The organism is Streptomyces sp. NPDC044003 (genome assembly GCF_056435185.1).
Map to the genome: position 1 here is coordinate 493284 of NZ_JBWKFA010000006.1, position 16952 is coordinate 510235.

A 16952-nucleotide genomic window follows, 5' to 3' on the forward strand; every position below is an offset into this window, starting at 1 on the left:
AGCGGTTAGCCTGCGCGGATGATCGAGACGACCTGCGAAGACCGCCGCTTCCCGCCCGCGCTGGCCGCTGTCGCCCGCGCCGCGTTCGACTACGCCGAGGGCGCGGGCGTCGACTTCGAGCCGTACGAGGACTTCGAGACCGCCGCGGAGACCACGGACTGGATCCGGCACTGGACCGGCAACCACGAACTCGACGGGGACGCCTACCGCGTCTTCGGGCAGGACGGGGCCGGTGGGCTCGCGGCGATCTGGTGCGCGCGGCCGGGGCTGCCGCTCGCCGCGCAGCCCGTGGTCTTCATGGGCTCGGAGGGCGAGCGCGGGGTGGTCGCCGGAAACCTGTCCGACTTCCTGTGGGTGCTGGCCGACGGCTTCGGGCCGATGGAGGCCGCGCTGTACAGGGAGCGGGCGGCGCGCCCGGACGCCGCCCTGGCCGAGCTCGCCGAGCGGCACGCCACCACGCCGCGCCGGGCTGCCCGGGAGATCGTCACCGAGGCGCAGGCCGAGTTCGCCGGCTTCTCCGAGGACCTCGACGAGCTCTGCCGCTGAGCCCCGCCCGCAGACCTAGACCCGGGCCTTGCCCGGGCCTTCGTCGTCGTCCTCCGGGAGCTTGCACACGCGCTCCAGGAAGAGGGCGGCCGCGATGACGGCGATGCCCGCCGCGACCGAGAAGGCCGCGTAGAGGGCCTGGTCGCGGCGGGCGGGGACGTCGAGGGAGCCGAGGAGGAAGACGCCCGTGCCGCCGTACATGCCGGCGACGAGGGCGGCGACCAGGGCGCTCGCCTGGCCGAAGACCACCGCGCGGGCCGCCATCAGGGGTTCGACGCCCTTGGCGCCGGGGCGGCGCTCGCGCTGGGCCTTGAGGCGGGCGCGGATCGAGAGGGCGGTCGCGGTGAGGACGACGGCGATCACGGCGAGGACGATGGGCGCGGCGAGCGGCACGCTGGGGAGGGTGCCGAACGCGTCCCAGAGCCGGGCGGCGCCCCAGGAGAGGATGCCGGCGACCAGGAACAGTCCGGTGAGTACTTTCAGCCGCAGTTGTTTCACCGGGTGTCCTTCGGGTCGTCGCTGGGGCGGTCTGGCACGAGCGTAACGACTACTCCGGGAGACGGAGTTCCAGGTCGACACGGGGAGTGACGCCTTCGCGGCCGAGGGCGGCGAGGAGGTCGGCGACCGGGCCGTGGCCGGGGAGCTGGGCGTCGGGGTCCACGTCGTGCCAGGGGGCGAGGACGAAGGCGCGCTGGTGGGCGCGGGGGTGCGGGAGGGTGAGGACGGGGTCCTCGGAGACCACGTCCGCGTAGGCGACGATGTCGACGTCGATGGTGCGGGCGCCCCAGCGCTCCTCGCGGACGCGGTGGAAGGCCTCCTCGACGGCGTGGGCCCGCTCCAGGAGGGAGGAGGGCGGCAGCGTCGTCTTCACGAGGGCGACGGCGTTGAGGTACGAGGGCTGGCTGCCGGGCTCGACGCCCCAGGGGGCCGTCTCGTAGACGGGGGAGACGGCTTTGACGCGGAGGCCGGGGGTGTCGCCGAGGGCGTCCACGGCGCCCTGGAGGGTCTCCAGGCGGTTGCCGAGGTTGGCGCCGAGGGCGATGACGGCCCAGCGGGGGTTGGAGAGGGTGGTGTCGGCGGCGTCGACGGTCTCGACGACGGAGGCCGGCACGGGCTGGACGGTGGGGTCGCTCTGCATCGGCTTCATCGTCGGCTCCGGGTGATCGTGATGGTCACGTCGTCGAAGGGCACGGTGATGGGCGCGTCCGGCTTGTGGACGACGACCTCCACCTCTTGTACCCCGGCGTGGCTGAGGCACTGCTGGGCGATGCGCTCGGCGAGGGTTTCGATGAGGTCGACGGGCTCGCCCTGGACGACGTCGACGACCTCTTCGGCGACGATGCCGTAGTGCACGGTCTTCGTGAGGTCGTCCTCGGCGGCCGCCGGGCGGGTGTCCAGGCTGAGAACCAGGTCCACGATGAAGGTCTGGCCCTCCTCGCGCTCCTTGGGGAAGACGCCGTGGTGGCCTCGGGCCTTGAGGCCGCGCAGCGCGACACGATCCACGCGAATCACTCCTGCTGTCGTAGTTCGGGTGGCCACGCAGCCGGGTGCGGACGGCCGGGTGTCCACTTCGAATCTACCTGCGGGGACCGACAGCGCTTGCCCTTGGGGGGCCGTGGGCGGGTCAGGAGGGTGGTTCCGAAGGCTCGGCGCCGTCTTCGGGGCCGCTTGTCTCCTCGGTGTCGCCGAGGACGGGAGAGGCGTGGTGGGACCAGATCCGCCAGCCTCCGGGTGTGCGGCGGAACACATTGGTGGCGACGACGAGCTGGCCGACGAGGGGGCCGAGCTCGGCTCCGTCCTCGGCGGGGCCGCCGCTGAGGATGTTCTCGGTGCAGGTGACGAGGGCGGTGTCGCCGGCCAGGGAGATCCGCAGGTCGGTGAGGAAGAACTGGATGTAGTCGGTGTTCGCCATGATCAGGGCGTACGAGCGGAGCACCTCGCCGCGGCCGGTGAGGACGGGCCAGCCGGGGTGGACGCAGGTGATGGGGGTGGCTCCGTCGTCGAGCCAGAGTCCGGAGAGGCTCTCGAAGTCGCCGGTCTCCATGGCCTCGTAGAAGGCGGTGTTGGCGGCTTCGACGGCTGCCTCGTCGGTGCCGCGGTCCGTGCGGCTCACGCGGCTCCCTCGACGGCTCGGGCGACCCGTACGGCGTCGGCGGTGGCCCGTACCTCGTGGACGCGGACGGCCCACGCGCCCGTGTGGGCGGCGATGGCGGAGACGGCGGCGGTGGCGGCGTCGCGCTCGCGGGCGGGGGGCGGCGTGGCGCCCTCGCGGGTGAGGACGTGGCCGAGGAACCGCTTGCGGGAGGCGGCGACGAGGAGGGGGCGGCCGAGGGCGCGGAGTTCGGGGAGGTGGGCGACGAGGGCCAGGTCGTGGGGGGCGAGTTTGGCGAAGCCGAGGCCGGGGTCGATGACGATCCGTTCGGGGGCGATGCCGCCGTCGACGACGGCCTCCATGCGGGTGCGGAGTTCGGCGACGACCTCGCCGACGACGTCGTCGTACACGGCGAGGCTGTTCATGTTCTCGCTGAAGCCGCGCCAGTGCATGACGACGAAGGGGACTTCGGCGGCGGCGACGGCGGGGATCATGCCGGGGTCGGCGAGGCCGCCGCTGACGTCGTTGACGAGGACGGCGCCGGCTTCGACGGCGCGGGCGGCGACGGCGGCGCGCATGGTGTCGACGGAGACGGTGACGCCTTCGGCGGCGAGGCCGCGGACGACGGGGATGACCCGGCGGAGCTCTTCGTCCTCGTCGACGCGGGTGGCGCCGGGGCGGGTGGACTCGCCGCCGACGTCGACGAGGTCGGCGCCCTCGGCGACCAGGTCGAGGCCGTGTTTGACGGCGGCCGTGGTGTCGAACCAGCGGCCGCCGTCGGAGAAGGAGTCGGGGGTCACGTTGACCACGCCCATGACCGCGCAGCGGTCCCACTCCGGCAGGCCCTGGGCCGTGCCCCGGTCGATCGTCGTACTCATGTGTCCAGCGTAGGGCCCAGGGGTGATATCAGGCCGCGCGGACCTCTCGGTCGGCCGTCTGGGCGGGGACGATGTGGGCGCAGGGGCGGGGGGCCGGGGCGGGGCGCCGGTGGGTGAAGGGGCGGGGCAGGGAGAGGTTCACGAAGCCTTCGGCCTGCATGGCGGCGAAGCCGATGCGGGGGAGGTCGCGGCTCTTGCGGTAGACGACGAAGCGGGGTTCCCAGCGTGGCCGGAACTTGGCGTTGAACTTGTAGAGCGACTCGATCTGGAACCAGCGGGAGAGGAAGACGAGGAGGCCGCGCCAGACGCGCAGGACGGGTCCCGCGCCGATCTTCTCGCCGCGGGCGAGGGCGGCGCGGAACATGGCGAAGTTGAGGGACACGCGCGCGATGCCGAGGTCGGGGGAGGCCTGGAGGGCGGCGACGATGAGGAGCTCGTTCATGCCGGGGTCGGCGGAGCGGTCGCGGCGCATGAGTTCGAGGGACATGCCGTCGGGGCCCCAGGGCACGAAGTGGATGATCGCCTTGAGGTCGCCGTAGGGCGAGGTGTCGTCGTCCTTGTGGGCGGTCGCTATGACGGCGTCGCCGTCGCCGGGGGCGCCGATGCGGCCGAGGGCCATGGAGAAGCCGCGTTCGGTGTCGGTGCCGCGCCAGTCGGCGGCGGCGCGGCGGACGCGTTCGAGTTCCTCGTCGTCGAGGTCACGGACCCGGCGGACCTGGGTGGTGTAGCCGTTGCGCTCGATGCGTTTGACCATCTGGCGGACGTTGCGCATGGCCCGGCCGGAGAGGGAGAAATCCGCGACGTCGACCACCGCCTCGTCGCCGAGTTCGAGGGCGTCGAGGCCGGTCTCGCGGGTCCAGACCTGGCCGCCGGTCTCGGAGCAGCCCATGACGGCGGGGGTCCAGGAGTGGGCTTTGGCCTCGTCCATGAAGCGTTCGATGGCGCCGGGCCAGGCTTCGACGTCGCCGATGGGGTCGCCGCTGGCGAGCATGACGCCGGAGACGACGCGGTAGCAGACGGCGGCCTTGCCGCTGGGGGAGAAGACGACGCCCTTGTCGCTGCGGAGTGCGAAGTGGCCGAGGGAGTCGCGGCCGCCGTGCTGGTCGAGGAGGGCGCGGAGCCGGATCTCGTCCTCGTCGGTGAGGCGGGCGGCGGGGTGTTCGGGGCGGAAGGCCAGGTAGATGGTGGTGAGGGCGGTGAGCATGCCGAGGGCGCCGAGGGAGTAGCCGACGGTCCAGTCGACGCCCTTGGTGTAGGCGACGGGGCCTTCGATGCCGAGGAGTCCGTAGAGGACGTGTTCGAGGCGGTCGGCGAGGCTGGGGCTGCCGACGACGCGGCGGGGGTGGGCGCTGACGATGACGAGGCCGAGGGCGATGGATCCGGCGCCCATGACGACGAAGTTGGCGAGGGCCCGCCAGCGGCTGCGGGGGTCGGGGAGGGCGGCGAACTCGCCCCGGTGGCGTACGAGGAGGGCGAGGAGTACGAGGGAGAGGACGGCGCCTAGGACGGAGTGCCGCCAGACGAACTGGGCGGCGGCGCCGAGGGGGAGGAGGACGACGGCGGCGCGCCAGGCGCGGCGCTTGTTCCGTTTGAGGCCGTGGGCGAGGAGCAGGAGGAGGACGCCGGCGCTCAGGGAGAGGGCGGCGGAGAGCGGGCCGAGGGTGCCGGGGAGGACTTCGGCGACCGCGTGCATGCGGCTGGCGCGGAAGCGGGGGAAGACCCCGGCGGCGATGTCGATGAGGCCGATGAGGGTGCAGGCCGTGCCGACGAGGGCCGGGACCTTCTCGGGACGGGGGCCGCGGAGAATCCGCCGCACCCGAACCGGAACCAATCCCGATTTGTCCCCATCTACCGTGACAGACATGGCTTCCCGTACTTCCCGTGGTCCTGCGCAGGGTCTTTGACTCCGGTCGGGCCCTGCGGCGCGTTCGGCGGGCCGTTCCGGCTGGTGCGCCTTCTATGACGGAGGTGTACGGGGTCGGGTTCATTCGTGCACAGGAAAATCTCGGAAAGAAGGCTCGGTCGTCTCATGGGTCTCACCAGTGACAAAGTCCTCGTGTCGGCCGTGGTGCTGGCCGTGGTGCTGTTCGGGGCCACGGTCTGGCTGTGGCCGAGGCTCTCGCGGCGTGGCTGGCGGCCGGTCACGGGGCGGGTGGGGCTGCTGCTCGTGACGCAGCTGGCGCTGTTCGCGGCGGTGGGCCTGGGGGCGAACCGGTCGTTCCTCTTCTACGGCTCGTGGGCCGACCTGTTCGGTCAGGAGCAGGAGCTGGGGGTGGTCGTCGACCACGCGGCCGGCTCGAAGGACGTGCGGGTGGTGGGGACGCAGGCGCTCGACGTGCCGGGCGGCAGCCGTCCGTCGGTCGGCGGGCAGGTGCAGAAGGTCGTGGTGGAGGGGGAGCGGTCGGGGATCGCCTCGCCGGCCTATGTGTATCTGCCGCCGGAGTACTTCCAGGCGCGGTACGCGAAGCGGAAGTTCCCGGCGACGGTGGTGCTGACGGGGTATCCGGGGACGGCGGAGAACCTGATCAAGGCGCTCGACTATCCGGGGAAGGCGTACGCCCAGGCGAGGGCGGGGCGGATGCAGCCGATGATCCTGGTGATGCTGCGTCCGACGGTGGCGCCGCCGCGGGACACCGAGTGCGTGGACATCCCCGGGGGCCCGCAGGCGGAAACGTTTTTCGCGGAGGACCTGCCGAAGGCGGTCTCGGGGATGTACCGGGTGGGGACGAAGGCCCGGAACTGGGGGTTCATGGGGAACTCGACGGGCGGTTACTGTGCGCTGAAGATCGCCCTCCACCACCCGGACCGGTTCGCGGCGGGGGCGGGCCTCTCCGCGTACTACAAGGCGGCGGAGGACGTCACGACCGGGGACCTGTTCCACGGGGACACCGCGCTGCGCCGGCGGGGCGACCTGCTGTGGAGCCTGGACCACGGGCAGTTGGGGAGTACGTCGTTCCTGGTGACGACGTCGAAGAAGGGCGAGGGGAACCTGAAGAGCACGCGGGAGTTCATCCGGAAGGTGAAGAGCCCGGCGCAGGTCTCGTCGATCGTCCTGGACAGCGGCGGCCACAACTTCAACACGTGGAACCGGGAGATCGCGCCGGGCCTGGTCTGGATGGGTGAGCGGCTCAGCGCGAACTAACCGGCTTCGGGGGCGGAGGCGCGGCGCAGGGCGCGGTGGACGCCGGCGGGGGTGAGGACGCCGAGCGGCCGGCCGTCGTCGCCGGTGACGGTGAGGCGGCCGGTGTCGTGCTGGAGGAGCTCGGCGAGGGCGTCCTTGAGGGAGGTCCCGAGGGGTACACGGGTGCCGTCCTCGTCTTCCTCGGGGCCGCCGGCGTACCCTTCGCGGCTTCCCTTCCAGATGTCGAGGTCGGCCTCGGTGACGGGGGTGACCGCGAGCCGCTTGAGGCCGCGGTCGCTGCCGACGAAGTCCGCGACGTACGGGGTGGCGGGGGAGCCGAGGACGGTGGCGGGCGTGTCGAACTGTTCGATGCGCCCGTGTCCGTAGACGGCCATGCGGTCGCCCATGCGGACGGCCTCCTCGATGTCGTGGGTGACGAGGAGGACGGTCTTGCGGACGGTGGCCTGGAGCGCGAGGAACTCGTTCTGGAGACGCTCGCGGACGACCGGGTCGACGGCGCCGAAGGGCTCGTCCATGAGGAGGACGGGCGGGTCGGCGGCGAGGGCGCGGGCGACACCGACGCGCTGGCGCTGGCCGCCGGAGAGCTGGGCGGGGTAGCGGGAGCCGTACACGGCCGGGTCGAGGCCGACGAGGTCGAGGAGTTCGGCGGCACGCGCGCGTGCGGCGGCCTTCTTCCAGCCGAGCAGGGCGGGGACGGTCGCGGTGTTGTCGAGGACCGTGCGGTGGGGGAAGAGCCCGACCTGCTGGATGACGTAGCCGATCTTGCGGCGCAGGGCGACCGGGTCGACGTCGGCGATGTCCTTCCCGTCGACGAGGACACGGCCGGAGGTCGGCTCGACGAGCCGGTTGACCATCATCATCGTGGTCGTCTTGCCGCAGCCGGACGGGCCGACCAGGGTGACGAGTTCGCCCTCGGCGACCTCGAAGGAGAGGTCGTCCACCGCCGTCGTGCCGTCGTCGTACCGCTTGGTCACGTGCTCGAACCGGATCATGGTTCCCCATTCTGTCCCCTGGGCACCGGGGGCGTGTGAAGGGCGTGTTGCCGCATTGTGGCGGGTCTCGGGGATTGTCGGTGGCGGGGGTTAGGGTCGTCACACAAGCGTTCGGGAGGGCGGACGAGCCGGGGGGAGGGACGATGAGCGCGCCGAACTGTCTGGTCACGAACGACTGGATCTGCGGTGAGTATCTGCGCACGCGCGGCGAGGAGTTGACGGACGCGCTGCTCCAGCATGTGGGAATCACCGTCGCGTCCGTGCTGATCGCGCTCGCCGTCGCGGTGCCCCTCGCGCTGCTCGTCCGCGCCCGGCCCCGGTTCGCCGGACCGGTCCTCGGTCTGACCACCCTGCTCTACACGGTGCCGTCGCTCGCGATGTTCTCGCTGCTGCTCCCCCTCTTCGGGCTTTCGGTGGCGCTCGTCGTGACCGGCCTCGTGCTGTACGCGCTGACGATCCTCGTGCGGAACACCCTCGCGGGGCTCGCCGCCGTGCCGGCCGAGACGCGGGAGGCCGCCCGGGGCATGGGGTACGGCTCGCTGCGGATGCTCTGGCAGGTCGAACTCCCGCTGGCGCTGCCGGTGCTGATGGCCGGCGTGCGGATGGCGACGGTCTCCACGATCGCGCTGACGACGGTCGGCTCGGTCGTCGGCCGCGGAGGCCTCGGCAATCTCATCGAGGACGCGCTGCCGACCTTCTTCAAGGCGCAGATGCTCGCCGCCTCGGTGCTGTGCGTGCTGCTCGCCGTCACCGCCGACCTGCTGCTCCTGGGCCTCCAGCGGCTGCTGACGCCGTGGACCCGGATACGGACCGCGCCGGGAGGTGGGTGAGATGGGCATCGTGACGGACGCCTGGGGCTGGCTCACCACCGGCGCGCACTGGACGGGCGAGGACGGCATCGGGCAGCGGCTCGCCGAGCACGTGTACGTGAGCGGGGCCGCGCTCCTGATCGCGGCGGCGCTCGCGCTGCCGCTGGGCCTGTGGCTCGGCCACCTCGGCCGGGGCGGGGCGCTCGCGGTGAACGTGTCGAACGTGGGGCGGGCGATCCCCGTCTTCGCGGTGCTGGCCCTGTTCATGGTGTCGCCCCTGCGGAACGCCGGCTATGTGCCGACGGTGGTGGCCCTCGTGCTCTTCGCGATACCCCCGCTCCTCACCAACGCGTACGTGGGGGTGCGGGAGGTGGACCGGGCCGCGGTGCGGGCCGCGCGGGGCATGGGGATGACGGGCGGTCAGCTCTTCCTGCGGGTCGAACTCCCGCTGGCCCGGCCGGTGGTGATGACCGGGGTCCGCTCGGCCGCGGTGCAGGTGGTCGCCACGGCGACGGTCGCCGCGATGGTCGGACAGGGCGGCCTGGGCCGGATCATCACGGCCGGCTTCGCCACGTACGACACCGCGCAGGTCGTCGCGGGCGCCGTGCTCGTGGCGCTGCTCGCCCTCCTGGTGGAGGGCGTCCTGGTGGCCGCGGACCGCCTTTTCGCACGGAACAGAAGACTTACCGAACGCTGACTGGGATGGGTGATCTGGTGAACAAGGTCTCGCGTATCGCGGGCGCGCTGCTGGGGACGGCGGCGCTGACCGTCGCCCTCGCCGCGTGCGGCGGTGACAGCCTGGAGGAAGGCAAGAAGAAGGACTCCGGGAGCTCCGGCGGCTCCGGGGGCGGGGAGAAGGGCTCGCTGGTGGTCGGCGCGGCCGCCTTCACGGAGGCCAAGGTCCTCGCCGAGCTGTACGCGCAGTCGCTGAGGGCCGCCGGATACTCGGTGTCCATCACCACGGTGAAGAATCGCGAGCTGTACGAACCCTCCCTCGAGAACGGCGAGATCGATGTCGTCCCGGAATACGCGGCGACGATCGCGGAATTCCTCAACGCGAAGGTGAACGGGCCGAAGGCGCCCGAGGACAAGCCGGTCGCCTCGGGCGACGCGACGGCCACCGTCGAAGCGCTGCGGAAGCTCGCCGAACCGCGCGGTCTGAAGGTGCTCGCGGCCGGAGAGGCCGTCGATCAGAACGCCTTCGCGGTGACGAAGGAATTCGCCGAGAAGAACAAGCTGACGACGCTTTCCGATCTGGGCCGCGCGAAGCTGAAGGTGAAGATCGCCGCCGGTGACGAATGCGCGGTGCGCCCCTTCTGCGCGCCCGGTCTGAAGAAGACGTACGGGATCGACGTGGCCGGGATCGACCCCAAGGGCGTCGGTACGCCGCAGGCCAAGCAGGCGGTGAAGGACGGCGTGGACCAGCTGGTCCTGACCACGACCACGGACGCCACGATCGACACGTACGGCCTCGTCTTCCTCACGGACGACAAGCATCTGCAGAACGCCGACAACGTGGTGCCCGTGGTCAACGCCAAGGACGCCGGCTCTCCCGAGATAGCCGCCGCGCTCGACAAGATCACCAAGGTGCTGACCACAGCGGATCTCGCCGAACTCAACCGCAAGGTGGACGCCGAGCGGGCGAAGCCGGAGGACGTCGCCAAGGAGTATCTGGAGACGAAGGGGCTGCTCAAGAAGTAGGCGGCGGGGGAGGGGAGTCGGCCCGAAACGGAACCGGAACCATCGATATCCACTTCTGATGGCGAGAAGTGGCCAAGAGATTGCCGGGCCGACGCCCCACATGGCGCCTACGCACGGTAAATTTCAGGCCATGCCACGTGGACGCCACCGCCATTCCCCGCCTCTGCACAAGCTGCTGCCGCCCTCCGCGGTCGCCGGCGCCGCGGTCGTGTGCGCCGCGGCCGCCTGGCTGCCCGGCGACCCGGTGATCGCGCGGCTGCTCGCGGCCGCGGCGGCGGCCGCCGCCGTCACCGGTGCCGTCCTCATGCGCAGTTGGGACCGGAGCGCCGGTCTGAAGGTCGCCGAGCTCGACCGGGCGCGCACCGCCGACCAGTGGAAGGCCGAGGAGCGGACCGCCGAGCTGGAGTCCGACCTGGAGGAGTCCCGCGCGCTCCGCGCCCGGCTCGACGCCAAACTCCGCGCCAAGCGCGTGGAGCTGGCCGGGCTGCGCGGCGAGCACGCCGACCTGCTCCGCCGGTACGCCACCGCGGAGACCGAGCGGGCCAGCGCCCTGGAGGGCCGCCGCGTCCTCGCCCTGGAGACGAGCGCCGCCGGCGACGCGAAGGCGCTGCCGGCCGCCGGCTCCACGCCCACCCCGGAGGCCTACCGCCGCGCCGCCCGGGCGCTGCGCGACCTCCCGCGCAACGCCGCGGCCCAGCAGGCCCGCCGTACGGCCGAGGCGGCCCGCGCCCGCGACCTCGCCGAGCGCGCCAGGGAGACGGAGGAGCCGCAGGGGAAGCACGCGGCGGCCGCCGGAACCGAGCAGCACACCCGTACGGCCGCCACCGCTCCCGCGCTCCCGCCCGCCTCCACCGCGCTGCCGGCGGTGCCGGTCGCGTCCGCGATCGTGCCGTACGCGGCGCGCAGGCCCGTCCCGCGGCCCGAGGGCGGCTTCGACTTCTTCGGTACGCAGAAGGAGGCGGCGGTCATCGAGGCCGTGCAGAACTCCGACCTCGCCGACGTCGTGGGCGAGGAGGTCCTGGCCTCCGCGGCACCCCTGCTCACCCCGGTGGCGCGCCGGGCGATCGGCCAGGTCATCGACCTGACGGCCCACGACGAGACGGAACAGCTGGACGTGGCGGAACTCCGGGGCGCGGTCAGCTCCTGACGTCGCCCGCGCCCGTGTGGGCTACTTGTCGATGTCGCCGACGACGAAGAACAGCGAGCCCAGGATCGCCACCATGTCGGCGACCAGCGTCCCCGGCAGCAGTTCCACCAGCGCCTGGATGTTGTTGAACGACGCCGAGCGCAGCTTCAGCCGGTACGGGGTCTTCTCGCCCTTGGACACCAGGTAGTAGCCGTTGACGCCGAGCGGGTTCTCGGTCCAGGCGTACGTGTGCCCCTCCGGCGCCTTGAGCACCTTCGGCAGCCGCTGGTTGATCGGCCCCGGCGGCAGCTCGGCCATCCGGTCCAGGCAGGCGTCCGCCAGGTCCAGGGAGTTGTGCGTCTGGTCGAGCAGGCACTCGAACCGGGCGAGACAGTCGCCCTCCTGCCGCAAGGCGACCTTCAACGTGTCCTGGAGCTCCCCGTACGCGAGGTACGGCTCGTCGCGGCGCAGGTCGAAGTCGACACCCGAGGCGCGGGCGATGGGCCCCGACACCCCGTACGCGTGGACGGTCTCCGGGCTCAGGACGCCGACCCCGCGCGTACGGCCCCGGAAGATCTCGTTGCCGAGGACCAGCCGGTCGTACACGTCCATCCGCGACCGCACGTCCGCGACGGCCTGCCGCGCCCGCCCGAGCCAGCCGGCGGGCAGGTCCTCCTTGAGGCCGCCGACCCGGTTGAACATGTAGTGCATCCGGCCGCCGGAGACCTCCTCCATCACCGCCTGGAGCTCCTCGCGCTCCCGGAAGGCGTGGAAGACGGGCGTGATCCCGCCCAGTTCCAGCGGGTACGAGCCGAGGAACATCAGGTGATTGAGGACCCGGTTCAGCTCGGCGAGGAGCGTCCGCGTCCACACGGCCCGCTCCGGGACCTCCATGCCGAGCATCCGCTCGACGGCCATGACGACGCCGAGCTCGTTCGAGAAGGCGGACAGCCAGTCGTGGCGGTTGGCCAGCATGATGATCTGCCGGTAGTCCCGCGCCTCGAAGAGCTTCTCGGCGCCCCGGTGCATGTAGCCGATCACCGGCTCGGCGTGCCGGACGACCTCGCCGTCGAGCACGAGCCGGAGCCGGAGCACGCCGTGGGTCGAGGGGTGCTGCGGGCCGATGTTCAGCACCATGTCGGTGCTCTCCGCCGCGCCACCGATTCCGACCGTCGTCTCCGTCATGCGGCCAGTATCCCCCGTTGTGGCAGACGTTCCGCCGGGGCGGTACCCACCCCCGTTGTGGGCAATGCCTTCCGCCAGGGCGGTGCCCACCCCCACCCCGTTGTGGGCAATCGTTCCGCTGGGGCGGAACGGGTGGGCACAACGGACCCGCGCCCTGCCGGCGCCCGAGGCTTCAGTGCCCTGACCCGCACCGCGTTGTGCGCCGCCGCTTGGGGTGCGGGTCCAGGCGCGGAAGGCGGAGGCGCCGCCGAGGGGCGCCGTCCCGTGTGCCCACCCGTCCCGCCCTGCGGGACGATTGCCCACACGGGGGTGGGCGAAGGGCACCGCCCCGCAGGCGCGCGGCCACACGGGGGGTGGGTGGCGGGCGCGGCCCGCACCGGGGGTGGGCCGGTCAGTCCGTGGGCGGGACTCGTTGGGTCAGCCACAGGAAGTCGCCGAGACCGCCCCGCGCGGTGAGCTCCGCCGCCTCGCCCGCCGAGGCAAGCGCCCGGACATACCCGGCCGGATCCGTAGAGGCGAGCCCGAGCGGCGGCCGCTCCCCGGACACCCCGAGCCGCCGCAAGGCCTCCCGCTGCGTGACCAGCTCGGCCGCGGGGAGGCCCGCCGGGAGACCGCCGACCGCGTCGAGCGCCACATGGGACGTCACGTCGCAGCTTCCGTCCGGGACCGGCGGGACCTCGCGGCCCGCGCGGAAGCCGGTCAGGGAACCGAAGGGCGGCCGGGAGGCCCGTACGTGCGCGTAGTCCACGGCCACCGCGCGCCCCGCCGCGAGGCAGCCGACCGCGGCCGCCCAGGCCTCGTCGCGGGGCCGCCCGATCTCGGCCCGCGTGCCCGGTTCCCGCAGCGGCCACCAGCGGGCCAGCCAGTCGGCGTCCGGCCCGGAGACGGGGGCGCCGAGCCGTTCGGTGCCGTCCGGGGCGACCTCCACGTACCGGACCGTGCCCGCCGCGTCCGCCTCGGCGACGTCCACCGGCACGTTGTCGAGCCACTCGTTCGCGAAGAGCAGCCCCCGCGCGCCCTCCGGCACCCGGTCCGTCCACTCCACCCGTGGGTCGAGCCCGTCCGGGCGGGCCGCGCGCTCGACCGCGTACGCCCGTACCGAGAGCGAGGACCCGACGGCCGCGAGCACCGCCGTCAGGAGCTCACCGCGGCCCGCGCCCACGTCCACCAGGTCGACCTCGCCCGTCCCCAGCTCCTCCGCGACCTCGCCGAGCAGCCGGGCCACGGCCCCCGCGAAGAGCGGGGAGGCGTGTACCGAGGTGCGGAAGTGCCCCGCCGGGCCCTCGGGGCGCAGATAGAAGCCCCCGGGGCCGTACAGCGCCCGCTCCGTGGCCTCCCGCCACCCCTGCCACTGACACGTCTCATCCGTCACGTGCCCCAGTCTCCACCTCGGGGAGTACGGGTCCCGCGCCAAGGATCGACCCCACGGTTGATCCCTGCACCTATCGGTCTTCCCTACTCTGGGTGACGTGCAGAGCCTCTACGACTTCATCCGCAGACACCCGACGGGCGTCGACACCTTCTGGGCCGTCGTCCTCCTCGGGTTCTCCCTGCTGTGGGTGGTGTCGGCGGGCGCGGCGAGCGGCAGCGCCCTCGGGTACGTCCTCGTCGCCCTGCTCCTCTCCCTGGTCGTGGCCCTGCGGCGACGGGCGCCGGAGAAGATGCTGCTGCTCGCGGTCGGGCTGGGGCTGACCCAGCTCGCCCTCGGCCTGATGCCGTTCATGGCCGACTTCGCCATGCTCGTGATCATCTTCACGGTCGCGGCGCACGACGGCCCCCGCTGGGCGTCCCGGCTCGCGCTCATCGGCGGACTGAGCGCCTCCACGCTCTCCCAGCTCAGATGGCCCCTGGAGGCCCAGAGCTCCGGAGCCGCCCAGGTCTTCTTCACGATCATCATGACCGTGCCGTTCGCCCTCGCCTGGGTCCTGGGCGACTCGCTCCGCACCCGCCGCGCCTATTTCGCGCAGCTGGAGGAGCGGGCCTCCCGCCTGGAGCAGGAGCGCGAGGCCCAGGCCAAGGTCGCGGTCGCCGCCGAACGCGCCCGGATCGCCCGCGAGCTGCACGACGTCGTCGCGCACAACGTGTCGGTGATGGTGGTCCAGGCCGACGGCGCCGCCTATGTCATGGACTCCTCCCCGGAGACCGCCAGGCAGGCCCTGGAGACGATCTCCACCACGGGCCGGCAGGCGCTCGCCGAGATGCGCAGACTCCTGGGGATCCTGCGCACCGGCGAGCACCAGGAGGCCGGGGAGTACGTGCCGCAGCCCGACGTCCAGCAGATCGAGGACCTGGTGGAGCAGGTGCGGGGCGCCGGCCTCACCGTCGACTTCGCGATCGAGGGGAGCCCCCGCCCGCTGCCCAGCGGCGTCGAGCTCACCGCGTACCGGATCGTGCAGGAGGCCCTCACCAACACGCGCAAGCACGGCGGGCCGGACGTCGGCGCCAGCGTGCGGCTCGTCTACTTCGACGACGGTCTCGGGCTGCTCGTCGAGGACGACGGCCGGGGCGCTCCGCAGGAGATGTACGAGGACGGGGGCGCCGACGGGCGGGGCCACGGTCTGATCGGCATGCGGGAGCGGGTCGGCATGGTGGGCGGCACCCTGGACGCGGGGCCGCGTCCAGGCGGCGGTTTCCGGATCAGCGCCCTGCTCCCTCTCAAGCCCGCTCACTGACGACCCCTAAGGAACTGACCTGATGTCCATCCGCGTGATGCTCGTCGACGACCAGGTGCTGCTGCGGACCGGTTTCCGCATGGTGCTCGCCGCCCAGCCGGACATGGAGGTCGTGGCGGAGGCGGGCGACGGGGTCGAGGCCCTGGAGGTGCTGCGTTCCACACCGGTCGACGTCGTCCTGATGGACGTGCGCATGCCGAAGCTGGACGGGGTGGAGACGACCCGGCGGATCTGCTCGGAGCCGGACGCGCCGAAGGTGCTGATCCTGACGACGTTCGACCTCGACGAGTACGCGTTCTCGGGTCTCAAGGCGGGTGCGAGCGGCTTCATGCTGAAGGACGTGCCGCCGGCGGAGCTGCTCGGCGCGATCCGCTCGGTGCACAGCGGCGACGCGGTGGTGGCGCCGTCGACCACGCGCCGGCTCCTGGACCGCTTCTCGCCGATGCTGCCGTCCTCGGGCAAGGACCCCGAGCACAAGGGGCTGGGGCGGCTGACGGACCGGGAGCGCGAGGTGATGATGCTGGTCGCGCAGGGCCTGTCGAACGGCGAGATCGCCGCCCGGCTCGTCCTCTCCGAGGCGACGGTGAAGACGCACGTGGGCCGCATCCTGACCAAGCTGGGTCTGCGCGACCGGGTCCAGGTCGTGGTCCTGGCGTACGAGACGGGCCTGGTCCGGGCGGGCGGCGGCGCGCTGTAGAGCTCCGGTCCTAGCGGAGCACCGACTCCAGGAAGTCGCTGCCGAGCCGGGCGACGACGGCCACGTCGAGCTGGTGGAGCACGTACCGGCCGCGGCGCTGGGTGACGATCAGCCCGGCCTTCTTCAGGACCGCGAGGTGGCGGGAGACCTCGGGGGCCGTGATGTTGTACGCGTCGGCCAGCTCGCTCGTCGTGCTGGCGCCGCGCGCCAGGCTGCGGCAGAGCCGCATCCGCATGGGATGGGCGACGGCCTCCAGGCGCAGCTTGACCGCCTCGACGGAGGCCGCGCCGCCGAGGTCGCGGGCGGGGATCGGGTACTGGATGACGGGCTGCCAGCCGGGGGTGTACAGGGCGAAGAGGTGCGGCCAGCCGAAGGCCGTCGGCAGGAGCGTCAGGGCGGAGCCCTCGGCGCTGGTCCGGCCCTGGATCAGCTTGTCGACGACGATCCGGGAGCCCTTCTCGTCCTCCTCCAGGCTCATCGCGGCGGAGGCGTCGGCGACGGCCTCGGCCAGCCCCTTGTGGCGCATCAGCTCCGTCTTGTGGCGGGCGTCGGCGGCGAGCTGGATCCGGACGCGGCCCCAGGTGTCCGCGAAGAAGGCCTCGTCGCAGTCCTCCATGAGCCGCCGGATCCACGCGCGCGTGCCGGGCGGGTCGGTCAGCATCCGTTCCACGAACGCGGCCTGGCGCGGGCCGCGCGCGGCCGCCAGGTCCTGGGCGCGGCGGCGCATCCGCTCGTCGACGAGGGGGGAGGGGGCGCCGTCCGTGTAGTGGCTGTTGCAGGAGATCTCCAGGGCGGAGCCGACGAACTTCTCGTCGTCCATGCGGTCGAGGTCGTCCAGCTCCTCCGCGAGGGTCTCCCGGGGGTGCGCCGGCAGCAGGATGTCCGAGCGGGTGGAGTTCCACATGAAGTCGGCCTCGTGGAGCCGGTCCGCGAGCTCCGGCTTCAGGGCCGCGGTCGTCGTGGTGGTCCAGGCGTGCAGCCGGGGGTGGTGCGTGGGCTCGGCGAGGGCGTGCAGGGCGGCGCCCAGCTCGGCCAGCGGCGAGGGGCAGAAGGTGATCCGCTCGTGCGGCAGTCCGGTGATGTCGATGGTCACGCTCACCCGTCCATGGTGC

18 protein-coding genes are annotated in these 16952 nt (G+C 72.6%); 8 read left to right on the forward strand and 10 right to left on the reverse strand.

Annotated elements, in window-relative coordinates; genetic code table 11:
- Nucleotides 1-18 precede the first annotated feature (18 nt).
- A complete protein-coding gene (locus tag AC07AW_RS25750; protein WP_478817798.1) occupies nucleotides 19-546 on the forward strand; it encodes an SMI1/KNR4 family protein in 528 nt (175 codons plus the stop codon).
- A 15-nt stretch (nucleotides 547-561) separates the two neighbouring features.
- On the opposite strand, the gene AC07AW_RS25755 is transcribed toward AC07AW_RS25750, so the two are convergent.
- From AC07AW_RS25755 to AC07AW_RS25780, 6 genes are all read right to left on the reverse strand, one after another.
- Nucleotides 562-1044 (reverse strand): DUF3180 domain-containing protein, encoded by a 483-nt coding sequence (locus AC07AW_RS25755; RefSeq protein WP_478817799.1) that lies wholly within the window; start codon nucleotides 1042-1044, stop codon nucleotides 562-564.
- A 49-nt stretch (nucleotides 1045-1093) separates the two neighbouring features.
- Nucleotides 1094-1693: a 2-amino-4-hydroxy-6-hydroxymethyldihydropteridine diphosphokinase gene (gene folK, locus AC07AW_RS25760; RefSeq protein ID WP_478817800.1), complete on the reverse strand. Its 600-nt coding sequence runs from the start codon at nucleotides 1691-1693 to the stop codon at nucleotides 1094-1096.
- On the reverse strand, nucleotides 1690-2049 hold the full coding sequence (gene folB, locus AC07AW_RS25765) for a dihydroneopterin aldolase (RefSeq protein ID WP_478817801.1): 360 nt from the start codon (nucleotides 2047-2049) through the stop codon (nucleotides 1690-1692). The genes folK and folB overlap by 4 nt, the downstream gene beginning before the upstream one ends.
- Before the next feature lie 121 nt (nucleotides 2050-2170).
- Nucleotides 2171-2659, reverse strand: coding sequence for a nuclear transport factor 2 family protein (locus tag AC07AW_RS25770; RefSeq protein ID WP_478817802.1), 489 nt, complete (start codon nucleotides 2657-2659; stop codon nucleotides 2171-2173).
- Nucleotides 2656-3516, reverse strand: coding sequence for a dihydropteroate synthase (folP, locus tag AC07AW_RS25775; RefSeq protein ID WP_478817803.1), 861 nt, complete (start codon nucleotides 3514-3516; stop codon nucleotides 2656-2658). The genes AC07AW_RS25770 and folP overlap by 4 nt, the downstream gene beginning before the upstream one ends.
- 28 nt (nucleotides 3517-3544) lie before the next feature.
- Complete coding sequence (locus AC07AW_RS25780) at nucleotides 3545-5380, reverse strand: phosphatidylglycerol lysyltransferase domain-containing protein (protein WP_478817804.1); 1836 nt, start codon at nucleotides 5378-5380, stop codon at nucleotides 3545-3547.
- 165 nt (nucleotides 5381-5545) lie between these two features.
- On the opposite strand from AC07AW_RS25780, the gene AC07AW_RS25785 reads away from it, so the two are divergent.
- Nucleotides 5546-6658 (forward strand): alpha/beta hydrolase, encoded by a 1113-nt coding sequence (locus tag AC07AW_RS25785; protein ID WP_478817805.1) that lies wholly within the window; start codon nucleotides 5546-5548, stop codon nucleotides 6656-6658.
- On the opposite strand, the gene AC07AW_RS25790 is transcribed toward AC07AW_RS25785, so the two are convergent.
- Complete coding sequence (locus AC07AW_RS25790) at nucleotides 6655-7650, reverse strand: ABC transporter ATP-binding protein (RefSeq protein ID WP_478817806.1); 996 nt, start codon at nucleotides 7648-7650, stop codon at nucleotides 6655-6657. The two genes, AC07AW_RS25785 and AC07AW_RS25790, sit on opposite strands and share 4 nt — an antisense overlap.
- Before the next feature lie 143 nt (nucleotides 7651-7793).
- Here AC07AW_RS25790 and AC07AW_RS25795 point away from each other — a divergent pair, with 143 nt between their 5' ends.
- From AC07AW_RS25795 to AC07AW_RS25810, 4 genes are all read left to right on the forward strand, one after another.
- Entirely contained in the window at nucleotides 7794-8480 is a 687-nt protein-coding gene (locus AC07AW_RS25795; protein ID WP_478817807.1) for an ABC transporter permease, read from the forward strand.
- A 1-nt stretch (nucleotide 8481) separates the two neighbouring features.
- Nucleotides 8482-9156, forward strand: coding sequence for an ABC transporter permease (locus AC07AW_RS25800; RefSeq protein WP_478817808.1), 675 nt, complete (start codon nucleotides 8482-8484; stop codon nucleotides 9154-9156).
- 5 nt (nucleotides 9157-9161) lie between these two features.
- Nucleotides 9162-10160 carry an ABC transporter substrate-binding protein gene (locus AC07AW_RS25805; protein ID WP_478817809.1) on the forward strand — a complete coding sequence of 333 codons (999 nt, stop codon included), beginning with the start codon at nucleotides 9162-9164 and terminating at the stop codon, nucleotides 10158-10160.
- 130 nt (nucleotides 10161-10290) lie between these two features.
- A complete protein-coding gene (locus AC07AW_RS25810) occupies nucleotides 10291-11307 on the forward strand; it encodes a hypothetical protein (RefSeq protein ID WP_478817810.1) in 1017 nt (338 codons plus the stop codon).
- 21 nt (nucleotides 11308-11328) lie between these two features.
- On the opposite strand, the gene AC07AW_RS25815 is transcribed toward AC07AW_RS25810, so the two are convergent.
- Together AC07AW_RS25815 and AC07AW_RS25820 are read right to left on the reverse strand one after the other, a co-directional pair.
- Nucleotides 11329-12471 carry an NADH-quinone oxidoreductase subunit D gene (locus AC07AW_RS25815; protein ID WP_478817811.1) on the reverse strand — a complete coding sequence of 381 codons (1143 nt, stop codon included), beginning with the start codon at nucleotides 12469-12471 and terminating at the stop codon, nucleotides 11329-11331.
- Between the two features lie 391 nt (nucleotides 12472-12862).
- Nucleotides 12863-13843, reverse strand: a complete 981-nt coding sequence (locus tag AC07AW_RS25820) for an SAM-dependent methyltransferase (protein ID WP_478817812.1) — start codon at nucleotides 13841-13843, stop codon at nucleotides 12863-12865.
- Between the two features lie 97 nt (nucleotides 13844-13940).
- Here AC07AW_RS25820 and AC07AW_RS25825 point away from each other — a divergent pair, with 97 nt between their 5' ends.
- Together AC07AW_RS25825 and AC07AW_RS25830 are read left to right on the forward strand one after the other, a co-directional pair.
- Complete coding sequence (locus AC07AW_RS25825; RefSeq protein ID WP_478817813.1) at nucleotides 13941-15143, forward strand: sensor histidine kinase; 1203 nt, start codon at nucleotides 13941-13943, stop codon at nucleotides 15141-15143.
- Between the two features lie 22 nt (nucleotides 15144-15165).
- Nucleotides 15166-15840, forward strand: a complete 675-nt coding sequence (locus AC07AW_RS25830; protein WP_478817814.1) for a response regulator transcription factor — start codon at nucleotides 15166-15168, stop codon at nucleotides 15838-15840.
- Between the two features lie 10 nt (nucleotides 15841-15850).
- Here the strand turns inward: AC07AW_RS25830 and AC07AW_RS25835 are convergent, their stop codons facing one another.
- A complete protein-coding gene (locus AC07AW_RS25835; RefSeq protein WP_478817815.1) occupies nucleotides 15851-16939 on the reverse strand; it encodes a DUF5937 family protein in 1089 nt (362 codons plus the stop codon).
- Nucleotides 16940-16952: the final 13 nt, after the last annotated feature.

Bases quoted from the DNA above. Each gene is read 5' to 3' on its own strand.
- AC07AW_RS25750 (WP_478817798.1), top strand. From the start codon at position 19: ATGATCGAGACGACCTGCGAAGACCGCCGCTTCCCGCCCGCGCTGGCC.
- folK (WP_478817800.1), bottom strand. From the start codon at position 1,693: ATGAAGCCGATGCAGAGCGACCCCACCGTCCAGCCCGTGCCGGCCTCC.
- folP (WP_478817803.1), bottom strand. From the start codon at position 3,516: ATGAGTACGACGATCGACCGGGGCACGGCCCAGGGCCTGCCGGAGTGG.
- AC07AW_RS25780 (WP_478817804.1), bottom strand. From the start codon at position 5,380: ATGTCTGTCACGGTAGATGGGGACAAATCGGGATTGGTTCCGGTTCGG.
- AC07AW_RS25785 (WP_478817805.1), top strand. From the start codon at position 5,546: ATGGGTCTCACCAGTGACAAAGTCCTCGTGTCGGCCGTGGTGCTGGCC.
- AC07AW_RS25790 (WP_478817806.1), bottom strand. From the start codon at position 7,650: ATGATCCGGTTCGAGCACGTGACCAAGCGGTACGACGACGGCACGACG.
- AC07AW_RS25795 (WP_478817807.1), top strand. From the start codon at position 7,794: ATGAGCGCGCCGAACTGTCTGGTCACGAACGACTGGATCTGCGGTGAG.
- AC07AW_RS25800 (WP_478817808.1), top strand. From the start codon at position 8,482: ATGGGCATCGTGACGGACGCCTGGGGCTGGCTCACCACCGGCGCGCAC.
- AC07AW_RS25805 (WP_478817809.1), top strand. From the start codon at position 9,162: ATGGGTGATCTGGTGAACAAGGTCTCGCGTATCGCGGGCGCGCTGCTG.
- AC07AW_RS25810 (WP_478817810.1), top strand. From the start codon at position 10,291: ATGCCACGTGGACGCCACCGCCATTCCCCGCCTCTGCACAAGCTGCTG.
- AC07AW_RS25815 (WP_478817811.1), bottom strand. From the start codon at position 12,471: ATGACGGAGACGACGGTCGGAATCGGTGGCGCGGCGGAGAGCACCGAC.
- AC07AW_RS25830 (WP_478817814.1), top strand. From the start codon at position 15,166: ATGTCCATCCGCGTGATGCTCGTCGACGACCAGGTGCTGCTGCGGACC.